We start from the raw sequence: 14,684 nt of genomic DNA on the forward strand, positions 1-14,684 counted from the left end.
GCGTCTCGATGAAATTAGAGATCTTTAAAAATTAATAAATCTAACGATATGTTCAGAATTTTCTTTTCCCCAATGATGTGCCGGTAAATATTTAAAATATAAATAAACGATGTTCCCTGGTTTTAAAATAGTATAATATTATGAAGTGTAAGCGCCGCCTGTTATTTTTTCTGGCCACATTTTTTTTAACGCTACTTATTAATGGACAAAGCGGCAAGCCCAATGTTATTTTTATTATGGCTGATGATATGGGTTATGGCGATGTAGCATGTTATAACTCCGAGTCAAAAATTCCAACTCCCAATATGAACCAGCTGGCCAGGGAAGGTATGATGTTTACCGATGCTCATGCGGCGTCATCAGTATGCAGTCCTTCGCGGTACAGCTTTATTACTGGCAAATATGCCTGGCGTTCCGATTTAAAAAGAGAAGTGTTGTGGTCAACTTTTGATGATCCTTTAATTGATAAATCAGAAGTAACTATTGCCGATATGTTTCAATCAATGCAATACAAAACAGCAGTTATTGGCAAGTGGCATTTAGGCATTCATTTTTTACAAAATAAGGGGTTTGGGTATGCGCAAGCTAAAAAGTGGCATGAAAGCGGGGTAAAGGGTACAAAAGATGTCAACTTTATAAACCCATCTTACGGAGGCCCCAACGATCTTGGGTTTGACTATTCTTTTATTTTGGGCGGAGGTAATAATATGGAACCTTTTGCTTTTATTGAAAACAGATTTACATTGGGTTTGCCCACTGTTTGGCGTGAAAAAGGAGAACCAACCGTAAAAGGAACATCTGCGTCAGAAGTGCATGAAGGCTGGATGGTAGAAGGATGGGACGATACTAAAATTGGCTCATCCTTTACAGAAAAATCGCTGGACTTTATTGAAAAAATGCGCAGGCAAATAAATCATTTTTTCTATATCTTCCAACAACGGCGCCGCACAGACCCTGCACTCCGCCCGATTTCGTAAAGGGCAAAAGCCTGGCTGGCGAACGTGGCGATATGGTAGCTGAATTTGATTGGACAGTAGGGCAGGTGATGAAAAAATTAAAAGAATTGGGGATAGAAAAAATACGCTTTTAATTATATCGAGCGACAATGGAGCTACAAAAGTTAGTGATGACGGTAAAGATTATGGACATAAAAGCTGCGGAAATTTGCATGGCTATAAAAGTGCGCTGCACGAAGGCGGACATCGTGTGCCGTTTATAGTAAGATGGCCAAACGTAGTGAAGCCAAATACGAAAACAAATGAGCTGGTAAGTATTATGGATATTTATGCAACAGTTGCTGATATTTTGGGCAAGAAAAAACCCGAAGGCGATGGCATTAGTTTTTTACAAATTTTAAAAGATCCCAATGCCGCATCTAAAAGAACACAAATGGTGCATCATACTTACTCCGGCGATTATGCATTGCGATATGGTAACTGGAAATTCATTCCTAACCGATCGGGCAAAGACGGCTCTTGGTCTTATGAATTATACGATCTGAAAAAAGATCCGTACGAAACAAAAAACCTGGCTGATGAAATGAAAGAAAGAACAAAAGAATTGGAAACGATTTTATTTACGTCGATAAATATGTGAGGCTTGTAGTTAAAGTCAAAAAAACTCAAAACGGTTATGCTGGCAAAAAGAATTTATAGTGTTTTATTATTGGTGTTTATTTTAGGTTGTAATGTTGCAAAATCCAATAATGTAACTAAAATAAAACAGCCCTAATATCATACTTGTTATGGCTGATGATTTGGTTGGTTTGATGTGGGCTTTAATGGTAATAAGATTGTAAAGACTCCGAACCTGGATGGTTTGGCTGCTCAAGGTGTTGTTTTAAGTAGGTTTTATTCGGCTTCGGCAGTTTGTTCTCCCACACGAGGAAGCGTGATGACGGGCAGAAACCCCAACAGAATTGGAATTCCAAACGCTAATGAAGGCCATTTAGATAAGAACGAAATTACTTTGGCCGAAGTATTAAAAGATAAAGGCTATACAACCGGGCATTTTGGTAAATGGCATTTGGGAACATTTACTACAACAGAAAAAGATGCCAACCGCGGCGGAACCCCTCAGAATGACAAGCATTTCACAGTGCCATCAGATCATGGTTATCAGGATTATTTAGCTACCGAATCTAAAGTACCTACTTATAACCCAATGGCCAAACCGAAAAAATTTGAACAAGGAGAAAGCTTGCGTGATGGCTGGAATGCCAGAACCGATGAGCAGGAAACAGAAGCCTACGGCACATTTTATTGGACCCTCAATAATCAAAAAGTAAGTAAAGCACTTGACGGCGATGACTCTAAAATCATTATGGATAGAGTCATCAAGTTTATTGATCAATCAAAGCAGCAAAAAAACCTTTCTTTTCAACTGTTTGGTTTCATACACCACATTTACCGGTTGCAACTAACGAAGCCTGGCGCAATTTGTATTCGGGTATGAGCTTGTTCGAGCAAAATTATTTTGGATCTATCAGCGCAATGGATGAACAGATGGGCAGGTTATGGTCTTATTTAAAAAGTATTGGCGAGGCCGATAATACAATTATTTTTTATTGTAGCGACAATGGCCCGGAAGAAAAAACACCTGGTAGCGCTGGTAAATTCAGAGCCGATAAACGAGATTTGTATGAAGGCGGTGTAAGGGTACCAGCATTTGTGGTATGGAAAGATCAATTAAAAGGTGGTCGGTCTATTGATGCACCAATGGTTACTTTGATTATTTTCCAACTATTCTAAACCTGTTAAACATCCCATTACCCCAAACCAAAAAATATGACGGGATGAATGTATGGGAATTGATTTCCGGTAAACAGCAGTATCGAAATAAACCTATCGGGTTTGTTTATTTACAAAGACGTTCTTGGGTAACGGATACGTATAAACTGATTTCAGTTGATAATGGTAAAACCTATGAACTATACGACTTGATTAAAGATCCTTCTGAACAAAAAAATATAATTGAAAACCATTCGGAGGTAGCGGCAAAAATGATAAAAGAGTTGAACAACTGGTTAAAAGAAATTGAAGGGGAAAGGGCTGTTATAGAAGCTTCCTGGAAATGACCGGCTTATTGCTTACGTCTTTTTTAAATTTATATCATGCAAATCAAATTCATTAAGCGGTTGATTTTTATTTTTTGCGCTATCATTCCCACTTTAGTATTCACCAGTACATTAAAAGCTCAAAGTAATTCCAAACCTAATATTGTCTTTATTTTAGCCGATGATCAGGCATGGTATACTATACATGCATTGGGTAATAATGAAATAGAAACACCTAATTTGGACAGGCTGGTACGTATGGGAAAAAGCTTTACCAATGCTTATAATATGGGTGCCTGGGGAGGAGCTGTTTGTGTTGCCTCCCGGGCTATGTTTATTTCGGGTAGAACCATTTGGCACGCCAAAGAGTTGGACAATAAGTGGCATCAGGGCCAGGCAATAAATCAAACCTGGGGTAAGATAATGGAAGAGGGCGGGTATGCTACTTTTATGACGGGTAAATGGCATGTTGAGGTGCCGGCCGAAAAGGTTTTTAATGTAGTAACTGACATACGACCAGGCATGCCGGAATATAAAACCCCTGCTAAGGCTGCATTACCGGGTAATGTCACAAATAAAAACCTAAATATTCCAGGTTATAACAGGCCTTTGAATGTAAATGATGATACATGGTCGCCGTACGATACATCCTTTGGCGGCTATTGGGAAGGAGGGGTGCATTGGTCCGTTGTTTTCAAGAATCATTCCTTAGAACACATACATGCTGCAGCAAAACAAGATAAACCGTTTTTTCTTTATCTGGCGTCTAATGCGCCACACGATCCGCGTCAATCTCCCAAAGATTATGTAGACCGGTATCCTTTGGATAAGATTTCAATGCCAAAAAGTTTTCTTCCTGTCAATCCTTATAAAGATTCCATCGGTAATAGCGCTGGGCTTCGAGATGAAGCATTGGCACCGTTTCCCAGAACTGAGCTTGCCATAAAAATGCATACAAGAGAATATTATGCAGCGATCACTTTTTTAGATAAACAAATTGGAGACATTTTAGACGCGCTCGAAACCACAGGAAAAATGAATAATACCTATATATTTTTTACCGCCGATCATGGCCTTGCTATGGGGCGGCACGGTTTCATGGGTAAGCAAACATTATTTGAACACAGCATGAAGCCACCACTTATTGTAATTGGGCCTGGTATTCCGAAGAACACTATTTGCAATACCCCTGTTTACATACAAGATATTGTGGCAACAAGCATTGAACTGGCGCAAGTAAAGAAACCTGCTTATGTAGGGTTTGAATCATTTTTATCATTAGCAAAGGGAAGTTCTCAAAAAAGATTCATGATGCAATTTATGGCGCATATATGAATGTTCAGCGAAGCATTCGAAAAGGTCAATACAAGCTTATTGTATTTCCCAAGCTAAATAAAGTACTGTTATTCGATTTAAATAATGATCCCGAAGAAATGCATGATTTGGCAGGGATTAAAAAGTATAAATCAAAAGTCAGCGAATTATTTGAAGCGCTGCTTAAAAAGCAACAGCAGATGGATGACCCATTAAATATTAGCAATATTGCAAATAATATTTAACGGAGCTTTTTCTTTTAATAACTACAGAGCAACAAAAATAGACAGGCATAGAAATCCAGTAAATAGAATAAGAGTCCATTTTCAGACTGTACAATGGTCTCACCTTTAAAATGAAAATTCAATCGTTAAAAGTGAAAGAAATGAGGCTATGAACTTACCGCCTCATTTCTCACTTTTTGACGATACTCATCTTCAAGGAAGAAGAAGGTACACTATATATCAATGCCGTTCCTGAAGATAATAAGCTAATCTGAAATCGGCGTATGTAAAAATTGATGCCTTGCAGAAACTGCAGCCCCTATGTGGCAACGAAGATAAAGCGGCTGATACAGGTTATTTTGAAAAGGAGACAAAGATTTGTCTGCATGGTTTAAAACCGGAGACTATAAAAAATGGGCGCATATTATGTTTGAACTACAAGAATAAACGATTAGACAGTGTGTTGAAACAAAGAAAACTTGCGGAGGATAAACTTGTAAAATCGGTTATTAATTTTTCGGTATCAAAGTGATAGTATGCAAAGTACAATTAAAAAAGATCATTCAATATAAATATCGAAACATGTTTAGATTCTCTCTTTTTCTTATTATATCTTTTTATGTCGTATCAGCGGCGGCACAAACGGATCACCCCAATATTATTTTTATTCTTGCCGATGATTTGGGTTATGGAGATATAAGCTCGCTGAATGAAGAGGGTAAGATTAAAACTCCAAACGTTGATCGCATCGCCCATGCAGGAATAAGGTTTACAGATGCTCATACAAGTTCTTCGGTTTGTACACCATCGCGCTACGGAATTTTAACAGGACGATACAATTGGCGCGGAACCCTGAAAAGCGGTGTATTAAGGCCTTACGAGGCGCCTTTGATAAGGCCCGACAGAACAACAATGGCATCTATGCTAAAACAAAAAGGGTATCAGACAGCCTGCATTGGAAAATGGCATTTAGGCTTTAACTGGAAAACGAAGGACGGCGCAAAACCTGTTGACACGGAAAGTAAGAATAACCTCGATTATAAAGCTTCGATCACAGGCGGCCCGGTTGATATTGGGTTTGATTATTTTTTGGAGTGGATGCGCCCAATTATCCACCTTACACTTTTATACATAACCGCAGTTTGACAGGAAAGCCTGATCAGTTCTTAACATTTGTTGGCAAGTTGCTGGAGAGCCGGGCTGGTACCGGAGAAAAAACTGGAATTTGGAAGCGGTTATGCCAAAGTTGCAACAAAAAACGGTTAGCTATATTCAAAAAGCGGCCAAAAGCAAAAAACCATTTTTCCTTTATCTGCCTTTAACGGGCCCGCATACTCCCATTTTGCCCACGCCGGAATTTAAGGGTAAGTCTGGACTCAACATTTATGCCGATTTTGTAATGCAGATGGATGGTTATGTGGGCGCGGTGCTGGATGCACTTCAACAAGCCAAAATATCAGAGAACACAATCGTAGTATTTACAAGCGACAATGGATGTTCTCCAGTAGCTAATTTCAGCGAGTTGGAAGCCAAAGGCCATGATCCCAGTTATATATTCAGAGGAACAAAGGCGGACATATTTGAAGGTGGTCATCGGGTGGCCTGTCTTATGCAATGGCCTGCGGTAATTAAACCCGGCCGCAAAATAAAACAACCCATTTCGATGGTGGATTTTTTTGCCACATTCGCCCGCATTACAGGGTATGATATTAAAGATAACGAAGCCGAAGATAGCTATGATATGTACGCTGCTATTACTAATCCTAAATTTACCGCTGCTGTAAGAAATGATATTGTAATGCATTCCATAGATGGCAGCTTTTCCATAAGAAAAGGCAACTGGAAATTAGAATTTTGTCCGGGATCCGGTGGCTGGAGTCCGCCCAAAAGCAATGAAAAGAACCCCAATCTTCCAGTTATACAATTATACGATTTAGCAAATGATATCGAAGAAAAAAACAACGTTGAAGCGCAGCATCCCGATATTGTAAAAGAACTAACAACGCTTATGACAAAATATATAAAAGAAGGAAGAAGTACTCCGGGAAAGCCTCAGCAAAACGACGGCGACTTTATTACTGAACGTATGTTTTTTCTTTCTGATAAATAAACAGCCCGTATAGAAATAAAATGAATTAGATCTTATACAAGATATATAGCTCACTTCTCGTTTTTCCCGATGGAAACACCTTCCATTTTTACTACTATTGGATTGGGCCATGCTCTATCGTCATAAATGCGTTGTGCCCTCATCACCGACATTTCAGAGCCGCCTCCTGCAACTGATTTTATCGAAGGAGATGGGTCTACTTGCGGTTTGTATTCCAACACCTTCCCATTATGGCCTAATACCGAGACCTTAGTTTTATCAGTAGATCGGATTGATGGCAACGCAATTTGTTTTCTTTCTCCAAGCTTCCATCCATCTTCGCAAATAAATGCATAAACAACACCCGCTTTTTTATTTTGCAAATACCAAACATTATCATCGCGTACAACCGGGCATGAGGTCGTATTAGTCATGGCTTCCTTATTTATAAACATCCATAAAGAAATCTCATTTAAAACAGCCCATTGTTCAGGCGGAAAGGAGCCACGTCTATCGGGTCCAAAATTTAATAATAAGTTTCCTCCTTTAGCACGAATCTCAATCAGCTTTTTAATAACCGTATTTGCTGATTTGTAGTTTTCGTTGGTGGGTTGGTATTGCCAGGCATGGCCTAGGGTATAACAAGCCTCCCATGGCGATGGCAAAGGCTCTTTAGGTGTCGCTTGTTCCGGCGTCTTCATAGCACCACGGGTAACCACAGCATCCGGATTAGAAGACCAGCAGATTTTTGCCAGCTCAGTCATTCCGTACTGATCTATTCCATCTAAAAAGATAATGTCAATTTTACCATAATTGCTCATTAACTCTTTCATCTGTTTTTTTGCATATTCATTCAATGCCGGGTTTTTAGAAGCCGCGGTTTCAGGCCTCACACGGGAAACCAGATTGCCCTGGCTCTTAAGAAAATAAAAATCTTCCGGAGAAAAATAAAATCCAATGGCAATGCCGACTTTACGGAAAGCATCCACGAACAATTTGGTTATATCTTTACCATACGGTGTGTTCATTATATTGAAAGCGGTTGTTTTAGTATCGAACATGCAAAACCCGTTGTGGTGTTTTGTTGTAAATACTGCATATTTCATTCCGGCCATCTTTGCATCCTGAGCCCATTGTTCTGCATCAAATTTATCCGGGTTGAATGTTTTAGGTAACTCGTTAACATAACGGTTGAAATAATCATCTGATGCGCCAACCAAGCTGTGGCTGATAACAGAACCTAATTGTGCGTCTACACTAAAGTGAATAAACATACCAAAACCAAGTGAGGTAAACCATTGCTCCCGTTCTTTCTTGTTGAGATTTAACACTCCTGTTTCGGGGTTAATACCTTGCTCTTTTTCTTCTATGTCTTTTTTATTTTGTTGTGAGATTTGAGCGTTAATAGAAGACGTGTACCCAAGAAAAAGAATAATCAGGATTAAACGAAATACTTGTTTCATTTTTTTGTTTAATGTAGTGATACTGTAGATAGTGAATGAGCTGAAGATATCTGTAAAAATACGTTGTCGTTCCAACTTTGACAATGGAGTATAATATGAAAACATGGACTATACTGCGTTCAGTGATGGAAGGTTCAGTACATCTGTCAGCCTTTGATTGTCGAAAGATATGTCCAAATAAGGAACAGAATTTGTAAGGGTATTCTAAACCATAAATAGGCTAAACCAGGTCCTTCAAAAGTTCCTTTTTGATAGTCAATGTGTTTAATTGCTGCGTATATATTTGCAGGAAGTATCAATATGAAAAATGCGATCAAAAGCCACCCCGTAACAATCCTGAAATTTGGAATAAGTAGTCCAATCGCTAGTGAAATTTCTATGATACCTGTCAGGTAAACAGTTTCGATTTTAAAAGGAACAAAATGAGGCAACATCATTGACATTCCTTTAGTAAATGCAAAATGTCCTATTGCAGTAAACATAAGCATTGCCGCCATTGCAATGCTGCCACATAAAGTAAGATCGATGCTTCCACGAAAAATTTTCATTACTAACAATGAAATGCTAAATACACTTAATAATATTATTAAAGGTTTCATTTTTTTGCGACAAAGGTCAAGATAACCGCATAGCAAAACAATGAACCTGGGTTAATAAATTCGATTCCTTATTCTGCTCAACGCTTGTGGTGTAACTCCAATATAAGATGCAATGTATTTTAATGGGATATGTTGGAGTAGATGAGGCTGTTCTATAAATAAATTTCGATAACGTTGTTCGGCGGTGTCTTTCAGAAGAGAAATTTCTCTTTTAGATTTTTTCAGAAACAACTCTTCACTTGCTTGTCGCCCGATTATATTGCCAATTTCAGTTTGGTTATAAATGTCTTGCAGGTCATTATATGTTAGTCTCCAAAGGATACTCTTTGTCAGGGTTTCTATGTTATAAGTTGATTGTGTTTTGGTTAAGAATGAGTCATAACCACTAACAAAGTTGTTATCAAATGCAAAAGCAAATGTAAGGTCGTTTTCATCTTTTGGTATGTAAAAACGAATCATGCCCGTTTCGATAAAGGAAAGGTAATTTTCCGTTTGCCCTGTTTTTAAGAGCAAATGATTTTTAGGAAATTCTTGTCGTATGAGTTTTGAAGAAAAAAACTGCCAGTCTTTGTCAGTAAGATTCACCGTCTTTTCGAAGTATTGTCGTATTTGTTTCATTGTATCATTCTTTCACAATGTGGTTTATTTGATCGCGGTTCGGGCAGGCCTGGCGCAAAAAGTCGAATTTATTACTAAAAGTTCAACTGAAAATTTATCGCTGAGTTTTGCTTCAACCTGCCTGACGAAAATCAATTGTTACTTGAAATGAATAAAAACATCAACGCTTTGGTGAGGATTTAGTGAATCGGATTTTTATTTAGGTTAACAGTATGGTACTGATTTTCTTAATAATGTCACCAAAATGATTTTCGCTTTAATCAATAGAATTTGGCTGTTTTTTCATCGTCTTAATAATTTTTACTACTACAGGTATTGTCACCACCAATACAAAAACTGAAATAATATATTTTAACCAGGGCCGTAATATGGGAAGGCTGCCTATGAGGTAACCAATAAGTACATATACTGAAACAAACATTGCCGATCCGATGACACTTAAAAGAATAAATCGCTGAAACTTCATCTTAATGATTCCTGCTAATACTGGAGCAAATGTTCGGAGAATTGGTAAAAAATAACCTGCTACTATAGCTATGGGGCCATACTGTTTATAAAAACTTTCAGCAGAGCTTAAATAACTTCGGCGAAAAAAACGCGATTCTGTACGAGTATAAAAAAATTTCCTGTGCTTCTGCCAATGCCGTAACCCGCCAAACTTCCCAGTATGCCAGAAAGCGTCAGAAGTAAGCAAATAACAGATATGGAAGGTAGCGCATCATCCGTTGCAGCTAACAGGCCAACTGCAAATAACAAGCCTCCAATTGGTATAAAGAAACAAAAGAATAAACCTACCGAACAAAACACCAGTATGCATATCAGCGCAAATCCTCCATATCTCATAATTGATTCTGCATCCATAAACAATATTATACAGTTAAACCCAAAGATGTTTAAATCTGATACTAATTTTTTTAATGAAATTGAATTTAGACTGAATTAAAAATATAAACTACTGGTTACTTCTCCTGAAGATGGTAAAGTGCTGTTGCATGAGCTATCAATTCCTTTTTCAGGACGGAACTCCTGGCTGCTTTTAAGAAAATCCATTTATTATTTTCCTTTTGTAAAGCGAGGACTTCATTTTTTTCATTAGATATGATACAGAGGTCAGGTCCGCTATCCGATGTATAAAAGGCAAAATGATATTTTCTATTACCAACCTTCATATCAGCCGTTATTTTAGTCGGTTCATCTTTGATTTTTTGGGTAGATGTTTTTTGGGCACCCTGTATCAAGTTCTTTTTTTCGGATAATTAAGCTTAATAGATTTGGGATCATAATTTGGCACCATAAGGCCGATTGTTCTGCTGAGGTCTGTACCAAAAATGTCTTCTTCTTTTGCAAATTTATCTTTGAATTTTTGAAGCATTGTTCCTCCTGAAGTTTGCTTGATGATAAACCTCCCTTTCAAGAGTTTTCCATTCAGGATGAATGAGAATGATTTTTTCTTTAAGCCTTCCTTCACTTTCTTTTCGACAGCGGCTTTATCGTCAGCTTTGTTAACTGTATAGGAGCCCTTATCATAAATTTGTTTTAGGGGAATTTTTTCCGGAATGATCGCCTTTAGCCGGGCTATTTTTCGCGCGAAGCGGTTATCCTGGCTAGGCGGATAATTGCTCCACCATACATAATAAGTATTCCCCACTTCCAGGCAAATATGGAATATCTTAGGATCGGGCTGATAAACGAGGAACTGTGGTAGGTCTGGCTTTGTTATGGCTTTCAAATTTTAAAGTTCGATTACTTGATAACTACTTATTGATAAGAGCAATAACTATTCCATACATTTAGATCAATAATCTGATTTTAAGTAAAAAGTCGCTAAATAATTTTAACTTATATTTCTTTAAGAGGCATTTCTATTGTAGGCCAATCACAAATTTACTTAAGGTTAAAATCGGATTAACTAGTTGGTAATAAATTTATTTATATGCAACAATTTCCTGATCTCACATATAATCAAGTTGCACTAATGCGGGTGGATAAAAAGAACGGTAATATAGTCAATGAAGATTTTGATTTAGCATTAAAAGATGATCATGTAGTGTTTACTGTATTTAATTCCTTTGAAGAGGCAAAGGATTGTGCCGATGCGATTACGAGTTTTAATGAAAAAGTGGATGTGATTATTTATTCAGGAAGGCGAGAGGTCCTTTATCGTTCAAATTCATAGACGGAGATTTCGAAATAATCTTAGTCATAACGTTTCTGGCATTGAGGACAAAAAAAGTTCGCCGGTTTGTAAAGCCAAGATATTCCTTAACAATTGGACCATGGCAGCGAATACAGGTTTTTTTTGTGTGGGCTAGCCAATGCTTTTTCAGAACGAAATCTTTTTTCCATTTTAAAAAGTCAAAGCTGTATGTGCGCGTTTCATTGATCATTGCTGTCAGCTTTTTAGCTGGTAATGATCCCACCTTGCTTAAAGGATCCACCTTGATACGATACAATATTTCGTTTTTTATTATGTTGCCTGATCCTGCAAATACGTTCTGATCAAGAAGCGCATCACAACAAAACATATTAGGCTTTGCTTTAAGTTTTTTTCTTGCCGCTTTTGGATCCCAATAGTCAGACATTACATCGGCACTCCAGTCGTAAATCTCATCTAATGGCTCATCAATAATCTGAACTGAACAGGAATAAAAATAAATAACTCCGTTTTTGAACTGCAACGTCAAGCGTGAAGCAGTATCTTTTTGTTCGTTGATGCGATAGGAACCAAACAAGAGAAAATGAATACGTATAGTAAAGCCCCGGAAACAAATCAGAAAATGCTTACCCCAACTTTGAAAAGAGACGACTACTTTACCTTTAGCACGGTCGATAGGCATTTTGCTGTTTCCCAATACTGACAGTACTTTCTTTCCAGAGAATTGCTCTGTCAGTTCCTTGAGAATTACAATTGAAGGTCCTTCAGGCATTTTTCTATTTGAATATAATAAAATTAACGGCCTGGAATTATCATACTTATCTCGGTGCAAAATGGGTCACTACCTATTTCCTTTTTTAGTTTCCCTCTATTCTTATAGTATAATAAATCTATTTAGTTGACCCGGCTTGCAAACATTTTGACAGCAGCCAGACAAACTATTCCTGCTAACGTCAGCTTTAGAACTTTAGGTGCTGATGGTAATAGTGTTTTACCATGTATTCCCATATTCCCGGTTGAAGATTGCAATACATTTCCGGATGTATTAGTATCCTTATTGCTAATTTTCATAACCTGCCTCATAAGGGCTGATGATGAATTGCGAATAACTCGGGGAAAAATCTGATATAAATTTTTAAATATTATAGAAAACCAATCAGGATAATTGGCCTCGCCTGGCCGCTGTGCTACTTTAACCATGGCGGCAGCAAGTTCATTTGGATCAAATGCCGGAGGTGGTGTGCTTAATTTTATGCCTGAAAAATTAGCGGCATGTTCTATGCCGGCAGATTTCTGAAAGCCCGGATACATGGCACATATATGAATATTGGAATAGTCAGAAACCTCGCCTTGTAATCCTTCAACCAATCCACGAATACCAAATTTCGAAGCCGTATAAGCTGTTCCATACGGCGCTGGCATCCAGCCACCAATAGAAATATTATTGATTAATACACCTTCTTCCTGCTTTTTAAAAACCGGCAGAACTGCATGCGCAGCATGCATATAGCCCAACAGGTTGGTTTTGACGATCTGATCGACGACTTCAATTGGCGTTTCTTCAAATTTGCCGAAGGATAAAACACCGGCATTGTTGATCCAGTAGTCGATGCGATTGTTAAACGTTAAAGCTTCTGTTACAAGGTGGTGTACTTGTGCTGCAACAGAAACATCAGTTGGAACCGCTTTTGCCTTCACTCCGAACAAACGGCATGTTGCTGCCGTTGCTTCCAGGGCTTGTTGGCCACGTGCAGCAAGAATTAAATTCGCACCTTGTTTCGCAAATGCTTCAGCTGTAGCTTTTCCAATACCGCTAGAGGCGCCTGTAATTACAACTGTTTTATTTCGGAGCGATAATGATTTTTTAGGATGCTTCATATCTATCAGACTTCAAAAGTCAGACCATAAACCTATAGTGTGATCAATGCTGGGCGTGATGCACCTATTCAGTTAATAAATAGACGCCCATACCGGCCTTATGTTAAACAAGACAGTTGGGAGGTGATGAAGACAAGGCAAACACGGTATTATTAATAATTCAGGTTCTGAAAAAGCGGAACTAGTTTACTGGATTAAAAAATAATATGAGGCCCTGTATGAACCAAGAAAATAGTTGTCAAGTAAAGATTATTTAAAATAATAAGCTACTTCTTTTTAAATACTTCTTATTGCCAAAAAAATACCTTAATCGTAGTAAGAAAAAACAATTATCCATACATTAGAATCTGATGTATCTATTTTTCCCCTGAGTTTTATATGTATATTTATTGGCGTGAACTCTATTATGAATTTTGTATGGAATTGCTGTCGGATGCAATAAAATGTATTCAATTTTATGAAACTCAAAGGAAAAGAAAAATTTTTTGGGAAAGAAATTTCGGTATTAAAAATGTGGCTGCTATTCCTTCTGAAATAGACGGTGTTACCGGAATAGACTCCGAACATGACGACGATTTTTTTTCTATCTCAGTTCACGGATTGCAAGCGTTGGAGAAATCCATTTGCGATGTACGAATGTAACAGATTACGGGGTGAAGTATATCAGCAAATTGAAAGATCTGAAAGAACTAACGTTAAAAGATCACAGGCATATTACAAAGGCTTGCTTACCTAATATTAATAAGCTAACCGATTTGGAATATTTGGATATTTCAAAAAATAGTATGTTACCAGAAGACCTTTTTGTATTAACCGATCTGCATAAATTGAAACAACTTTTTATATCGACTGATAAATCGGAAATCGAATTTGCTGATGAACTTCAAAAATTAAAAGATCATTTTCCTGATTGCGATATAACGGTTTACTAAGTGTACATATCTGGTTGGTCATTACGTTTTCAAAAAACTTCACGGTCGCCTTGTCAAAGACATGAAACCTTACACCTTTCAAGGTATATTCCTAATAAACTTTAAAACTAAGAATTTGATAAAACGGATTTTTGGTTATTTTTTGTGAAGAAGAAAATCATTTGGCAAGAAAAATATGGGATACATTCAAGATTGCAAAGATTACATCAGTTGGCCTTCATAATAAAAAGTGCATATAATCTTTTCAATAGAACTATATTAGCTAACATTGGTTTGTTATGTAAAATTGACATTTTTCGGCATCGTACATGAGTAAATTTGTCGTGCAATGGATATTTTTGGATATATCGTTTTTAG

At 37.6% G+C, this 14,684-nt stretch carries 19 protein-coding genes and 2 pseudogenes; 13 read left to right on the forward strand and 8 right to left on the reverse strand.

Features of this window, described 5'->3' with window-relative positions:
• The first annotated feature begins 140 nt into the window (after positions 1–140).
• The 9 genes and pseudogenes from MKP09_RS06080 (at position 141) to MKP09_RS25535 (ending at position 6,703) form a co-directional block, all read left to right on the forward strand.
• Positions 141–977: a sulfatase-like hydrolase/transferase gene (locus MKP09_RS06080; RefSeq protein WP_240826885.1), complete on the forward strand. Its 837-nt coding sequence runs from the start codon at positions 141–143 to the stop codon at positions 975–977.
• Positions 962–1,596 (forward strand): annotated as a pseudogene (locus MKP09_RS06085) (sulfatase-like hydrolase/transferase); the annotation flags it as partial. The gene MKP09_RS06080 and the pseudogene MKP09_RS06085, both read left to right, overlap by 16 nt.
• 171 nt (positions 1,597–1,767) lie before the next feature.
• Positions 1,768–2,454 (forward strand): annotated as a pseudogene (locus MKP09_RS06090) (sulfatase-like hydrolase/transferase); the annotation flags it as partial.
• Positions 2,352–2,750, forward strand: a complete 399-nt coding sequence (locus MKP09_RS06095) for a sulfatase family protein (RefSeq protein ID WP_240829310.1) — start codon at positions 2,352–2,354, stop codon at positions 2,748–2,750. The pseudogene MKP09_RS06090 and the gene MKP09_RS06095, both read left to right, overlap by 103 nt.
• 11 nt (positions 2,751–2,761) lie before the next feature.
• The gene (locus tag MKP09_RS06100) at positions 2,762–3,076 is read left to right on the forward strand and encodes a sulfatase/phosphatase domain-containing protein (protein ID WP_394801038.1); all 315 of its coding nucleotides are present in this window, start codon (positions 2,762–2,764) and stop codon (positions 3,074–3,076) included.
• Between the two features lie 36 nt (positions 3,077–3,112).
• Entirely contained in the window at positions 3,113–4,390 is a 1,278-nt protein-coding gene (locus MKP09_RS06105; RefSeq protein ID WP_240826889.1) for a sulfatase-like hydrolase/transferase, read from the forward strand.
• Positions 4,387–4,614: a sulfatase/phosphatase domain-containing protein gene (locus MKP09_RS06110; RefSeq protein ID WP_240826890.1), complete on the forward strand. Its 228-nt coding sequence runs from the start codon at positions 4,387–4,389 to the stop codon at positions 4,612–4,614. The genes MKP09_RS06105 and MKP09_RS06110 overlap by 4 nt, the downstream gene beginning before the upstream one ends.
• Before the next feature lie 561 nt (positions 4,615–5,175).
• Entirely contained in the window at positions 5,176–5,739 is a 564-nt protein-coding gene (locus tag MKP09_RS25530) for a sulfatase-like hydrolase/transferase (RefSeq protein ID WP_262915133.1), read from the forward strand.
• A gap of 79 nt (positions 5,740–5,818) precedes the next feature.
• Positions 5,819–6,703: a sulfatase-like hydrolase/transferase gene (locus tag MKP09_RS25535; protein WP_262915134.1), complete on the forward strand. Its 885-nt coding sequence runs from the start codon at positions 5,819–5,821 to the stop codon at positions 6,701–6,703.
• Positions 6,704–6,753: 50 nt separating this feature from the next.
• Here the strand turns inward: MKP09_RS25535 and MKP09_RS06125 are convergent, their stop codons facing one another.
• The 4 genes from MKP09_RS06125 to MKP09_RS06140 all read right to left on the reverse strand — a co-directional run bounded on the left by MKP09_RS06125 (position 6,754) and on the right by MKP09_RS06140 (position 10,056).
• Positions 6,754–8,145 carry an alpha-L-fucosidase gene (locus tag MKP09_RS06125; protein WP_240826891.1) on the reverse strand — a complete coding sequence of 464 codons (1,392 nt, stop codon included), beginning with the start codon at positions 8,143–8,145 and terminating at the stop codon, positions 6,754–6,756.
• A gap of 146 nt (positions 8,146–8,291) precedes the next feature.
• Positions 8,292–8,744, reverse strand: a complete 453-nt coding sequence (locus MKP09_RS06130; RefSeq protein WP_240826892.1) for a DoxX family protein — start codon at positions 8,742–8,744, stop codon at positions 8,292–8,294.
• Positions 8,745–8,795: 51 nt separating this feature from the next.
• Positions 8,796–9,362, reverse strand: coding sequence for a Crp/Fnr family transcriptional regulator (locus MKP09_RS06135; RefSeq protein WP_240826893.1), 567 nt, complete (start codon positions 9,360–9,362; stop codon positions 8,796–8,798).
• A gap of 256 nt (positions 9,363–9,618) precedes the next feature.
• A complete protein-coding gene (locus tag MKP09_RS06140) occupies positions 9,619–10,056 on the reverse strand; it encodes a DedA family protein (RefSeq protein WP_240826894.1) in 438 nt (145 codons plus the stop codon).
• Between MKP09_RS06140 and MKP09_RS06145 the strand changes: the two genes are divergently transcribed.
• The gene (locus tag MKP09_RS06145; protein WP_240829470.1) at positions 10,030–10,305 is read left to right on the forward strand and encodes a hypothetical protein; all 276 of its coding nucleotides are present in this window, start codon (positions 10,030–10,032) and stop codon (positions 10,303–10,305) included. The genes MKP09_RS06140 and MKP09_RS06145 overlap by 27 nt on opposite strands.
• Positions 10,306–10,321: 16 nt before the next feature.
• Here MKP09_RS06145 and MKP09_RS06150 read toward each other — a convergent pair whose 3' ends face one another.
• The gene (locus MKP09_RS06150) at positions 10,322–10,600 is read right to left on the reverse strand and encodes a hypothetical protein (RefSeq protein WP_240826895.1); all 279 of its coding nucleotides are present in this window, start codon (positions 10,598–10,600) and stop codon (positions 10,322–10,324) included.
• On the reverse strand, positions 10,597–11,091 hold the full coding sequence (locus tag MKP09_RS06155) for a hypothetical protein (protein ID WP_240826896.1): 495 nt from the start codon (positions 11,089–11,091) through the stop codon (positions 10,597–10,599). The genes MKP09_RS06150 and MKP09_RS06155 overlap by 4 nt, the downstream gene beginning before the upstream one ends.
• Positions 11,092–11,295: 204 nt before the next feature.
• Here MKP09_RS06155 and MKP09_RS06160 point away from each other — a divergent pair, with 204 nt between their 5' ends.
• The gene (locus MKP09_RS06160) at positions 11,296–11,538 is read left to right on the forward strand and encodes a hypothetical protein (RefSeq protein ID WP_240826897.1); all 243 of its coding nucleotides are present in this window, start codon (positions 11,296–11,298) and stop codon (positions 11,536–11,538) included.
• On the opposite strand, the gene MKP09_RS06165 is transcribed toward MKP09_RS06160, so the two are convergent.
• Positions 11,492–12,289 (reverse strand): DNA-formamidopyrimidine glycosylase family protein, encoded by a 798-nt coding sequence (locus MKP09_RS06165; protein ID WP_240826898.1) that lies wholly within the window; start codon positions 12,287–12,289, stop codon positions 11,492–11,494. The genes MKP09_RS06160 and MKP09_RS06165 overlap by 47 nt on opposite strands.
• Positions 12,290–12,411: 122 nt before the next feature.
• On the reverse strand, positions 12,412–13,395 hold the full coding sequence (locus MKP09_RS06170) for an SDR family oxidoreductase (protein ID WP_240826899.1): 984 nt from the start codon (positions 13,393–13,395) through the stop codon (positions 12,412–12,414).
• A 417-nt stretch (positions 13,396–13,812) separates the two neighbouring features.
• Here MKP09_RS06170 and MKP09_RS06175 point away from each other — a divergent pair, with 417 nt between their 5' ends.
• Positions 13,813–14,037: a hypothetical protein gene (locus MKP09_RS06175; protein WP_240826900.1), complete on the forward strand. Its 225-nt coding sequence runs from the start codon at positions 13,813–13,815 to the stop codon at positions 14,035–14,037.
• Positions 14,038–14,048: 11 nt separating this feature from the next.
• A complete protein-coding gene (locus tag MKP09_RS06180) occupies positions 14,049–14,327 on the forward strand; it encodes a hypothetical protein (protein WP_240826901.1) in 279 nt (92 codons plus the stop codon).
• Positions 14,328–14,684 lie beyond the last annotated feature (357 nt).

This window comes from Paraniabella ginsengisoli, from assembly GCF_022513635.1.
In the GTDB taxonomy this organism is placed as follows: domain Bacteria; phylum Bacteroidota; class Bacteroidia; order Chitinophagales; family Chitinophagaceae; genus Niabella; species Niabella ginsengisoli.

Bases quoted from the DNA above. Each gene is read 5' to 3' on its own strand.
- MKP09_RS06080 (WP_240826885.1), top strand. From the start codon at position 141: ATGAAGTGTAAGCGCCGCCTGTTATTTTTTCTGGCCACATTTTTTTTA.
- MKP09_RS06105 (WP_240826889.1), top strand. From the start codon at position 3,113: ATGCAAATCAAATTCATTAAGCGGTTGATTTTTATTTTTTGCGCTATC.
- MKP09_RS06110 (WP_240826890.1), top strand. From the start codon at position 4,387: ATGAATGTTCAGCGAAGCATTCGAAAAGGTCAATACAAGCTTATTGTA.
- MKP09_RS25530 (WP_262915133.1), top strand. From the start codon at position 5,176: ATGTTTAGATTCTCTCTTTTTCTTATTATATCTTTTTATGTCGTATCA.
- MKP09_RS06125 (WP_240826891.1), bottom strand. From the start codon at position 8,145: ATGAAACAAGTATTTCGTTTAATCCTGATTATTCTTTTTCTTGGGTAC.
- MKP09_RS06130 (WP_240826892.1), bottom strand. From the start codon at position 8,744: ATGAAACCTTTAATAATATTATTAAGTGTATTTAGCATTTCATTGTTA.
- MKP09_RS06135 (WP_240826893.1), bottom strand. From the start codon at position 9,362: ATGAAACAAATACGACAATACTTCGAAAAGACGGTGAATCTTACTGAC.
- MKP09_RS06145 (WP_240829470.1), top strand. From the start codon at position 10,030: ATGCCAGAAAGCGTCAGAAGTAAGCAAATAACAGATATGGAAGGTAGC.
- MKP09_RS06160 (WP_240826897.1), top strand. From the start codon at position 11,296: ATGCAACAATTTCCTGATCTCACATATAATCAAGTTGCACTAATGCGG.
- MKP09_RS06165 (WP_240826898.1), bottom strand. From the start codon at position 12,289: ATGCCTGAAGGACCTTCAATTGTAATTCTCAAGGAACTGACAGAGCAA.
- MKP09_RS06170 (WP_240826899.1), bottom strand. From the start codon at position 13,395: ATGAAGCATCCTAAAAAATCATTATCGCTCCGAAATAAAACAGTTGTA.
- MKP09_RS06175 (WP_240826900.1), top strand. From the start codon at position 13,813: ATGGAATTGCTGTCGGATGCAATAAAATGTATTCAATTTTATGAAACT.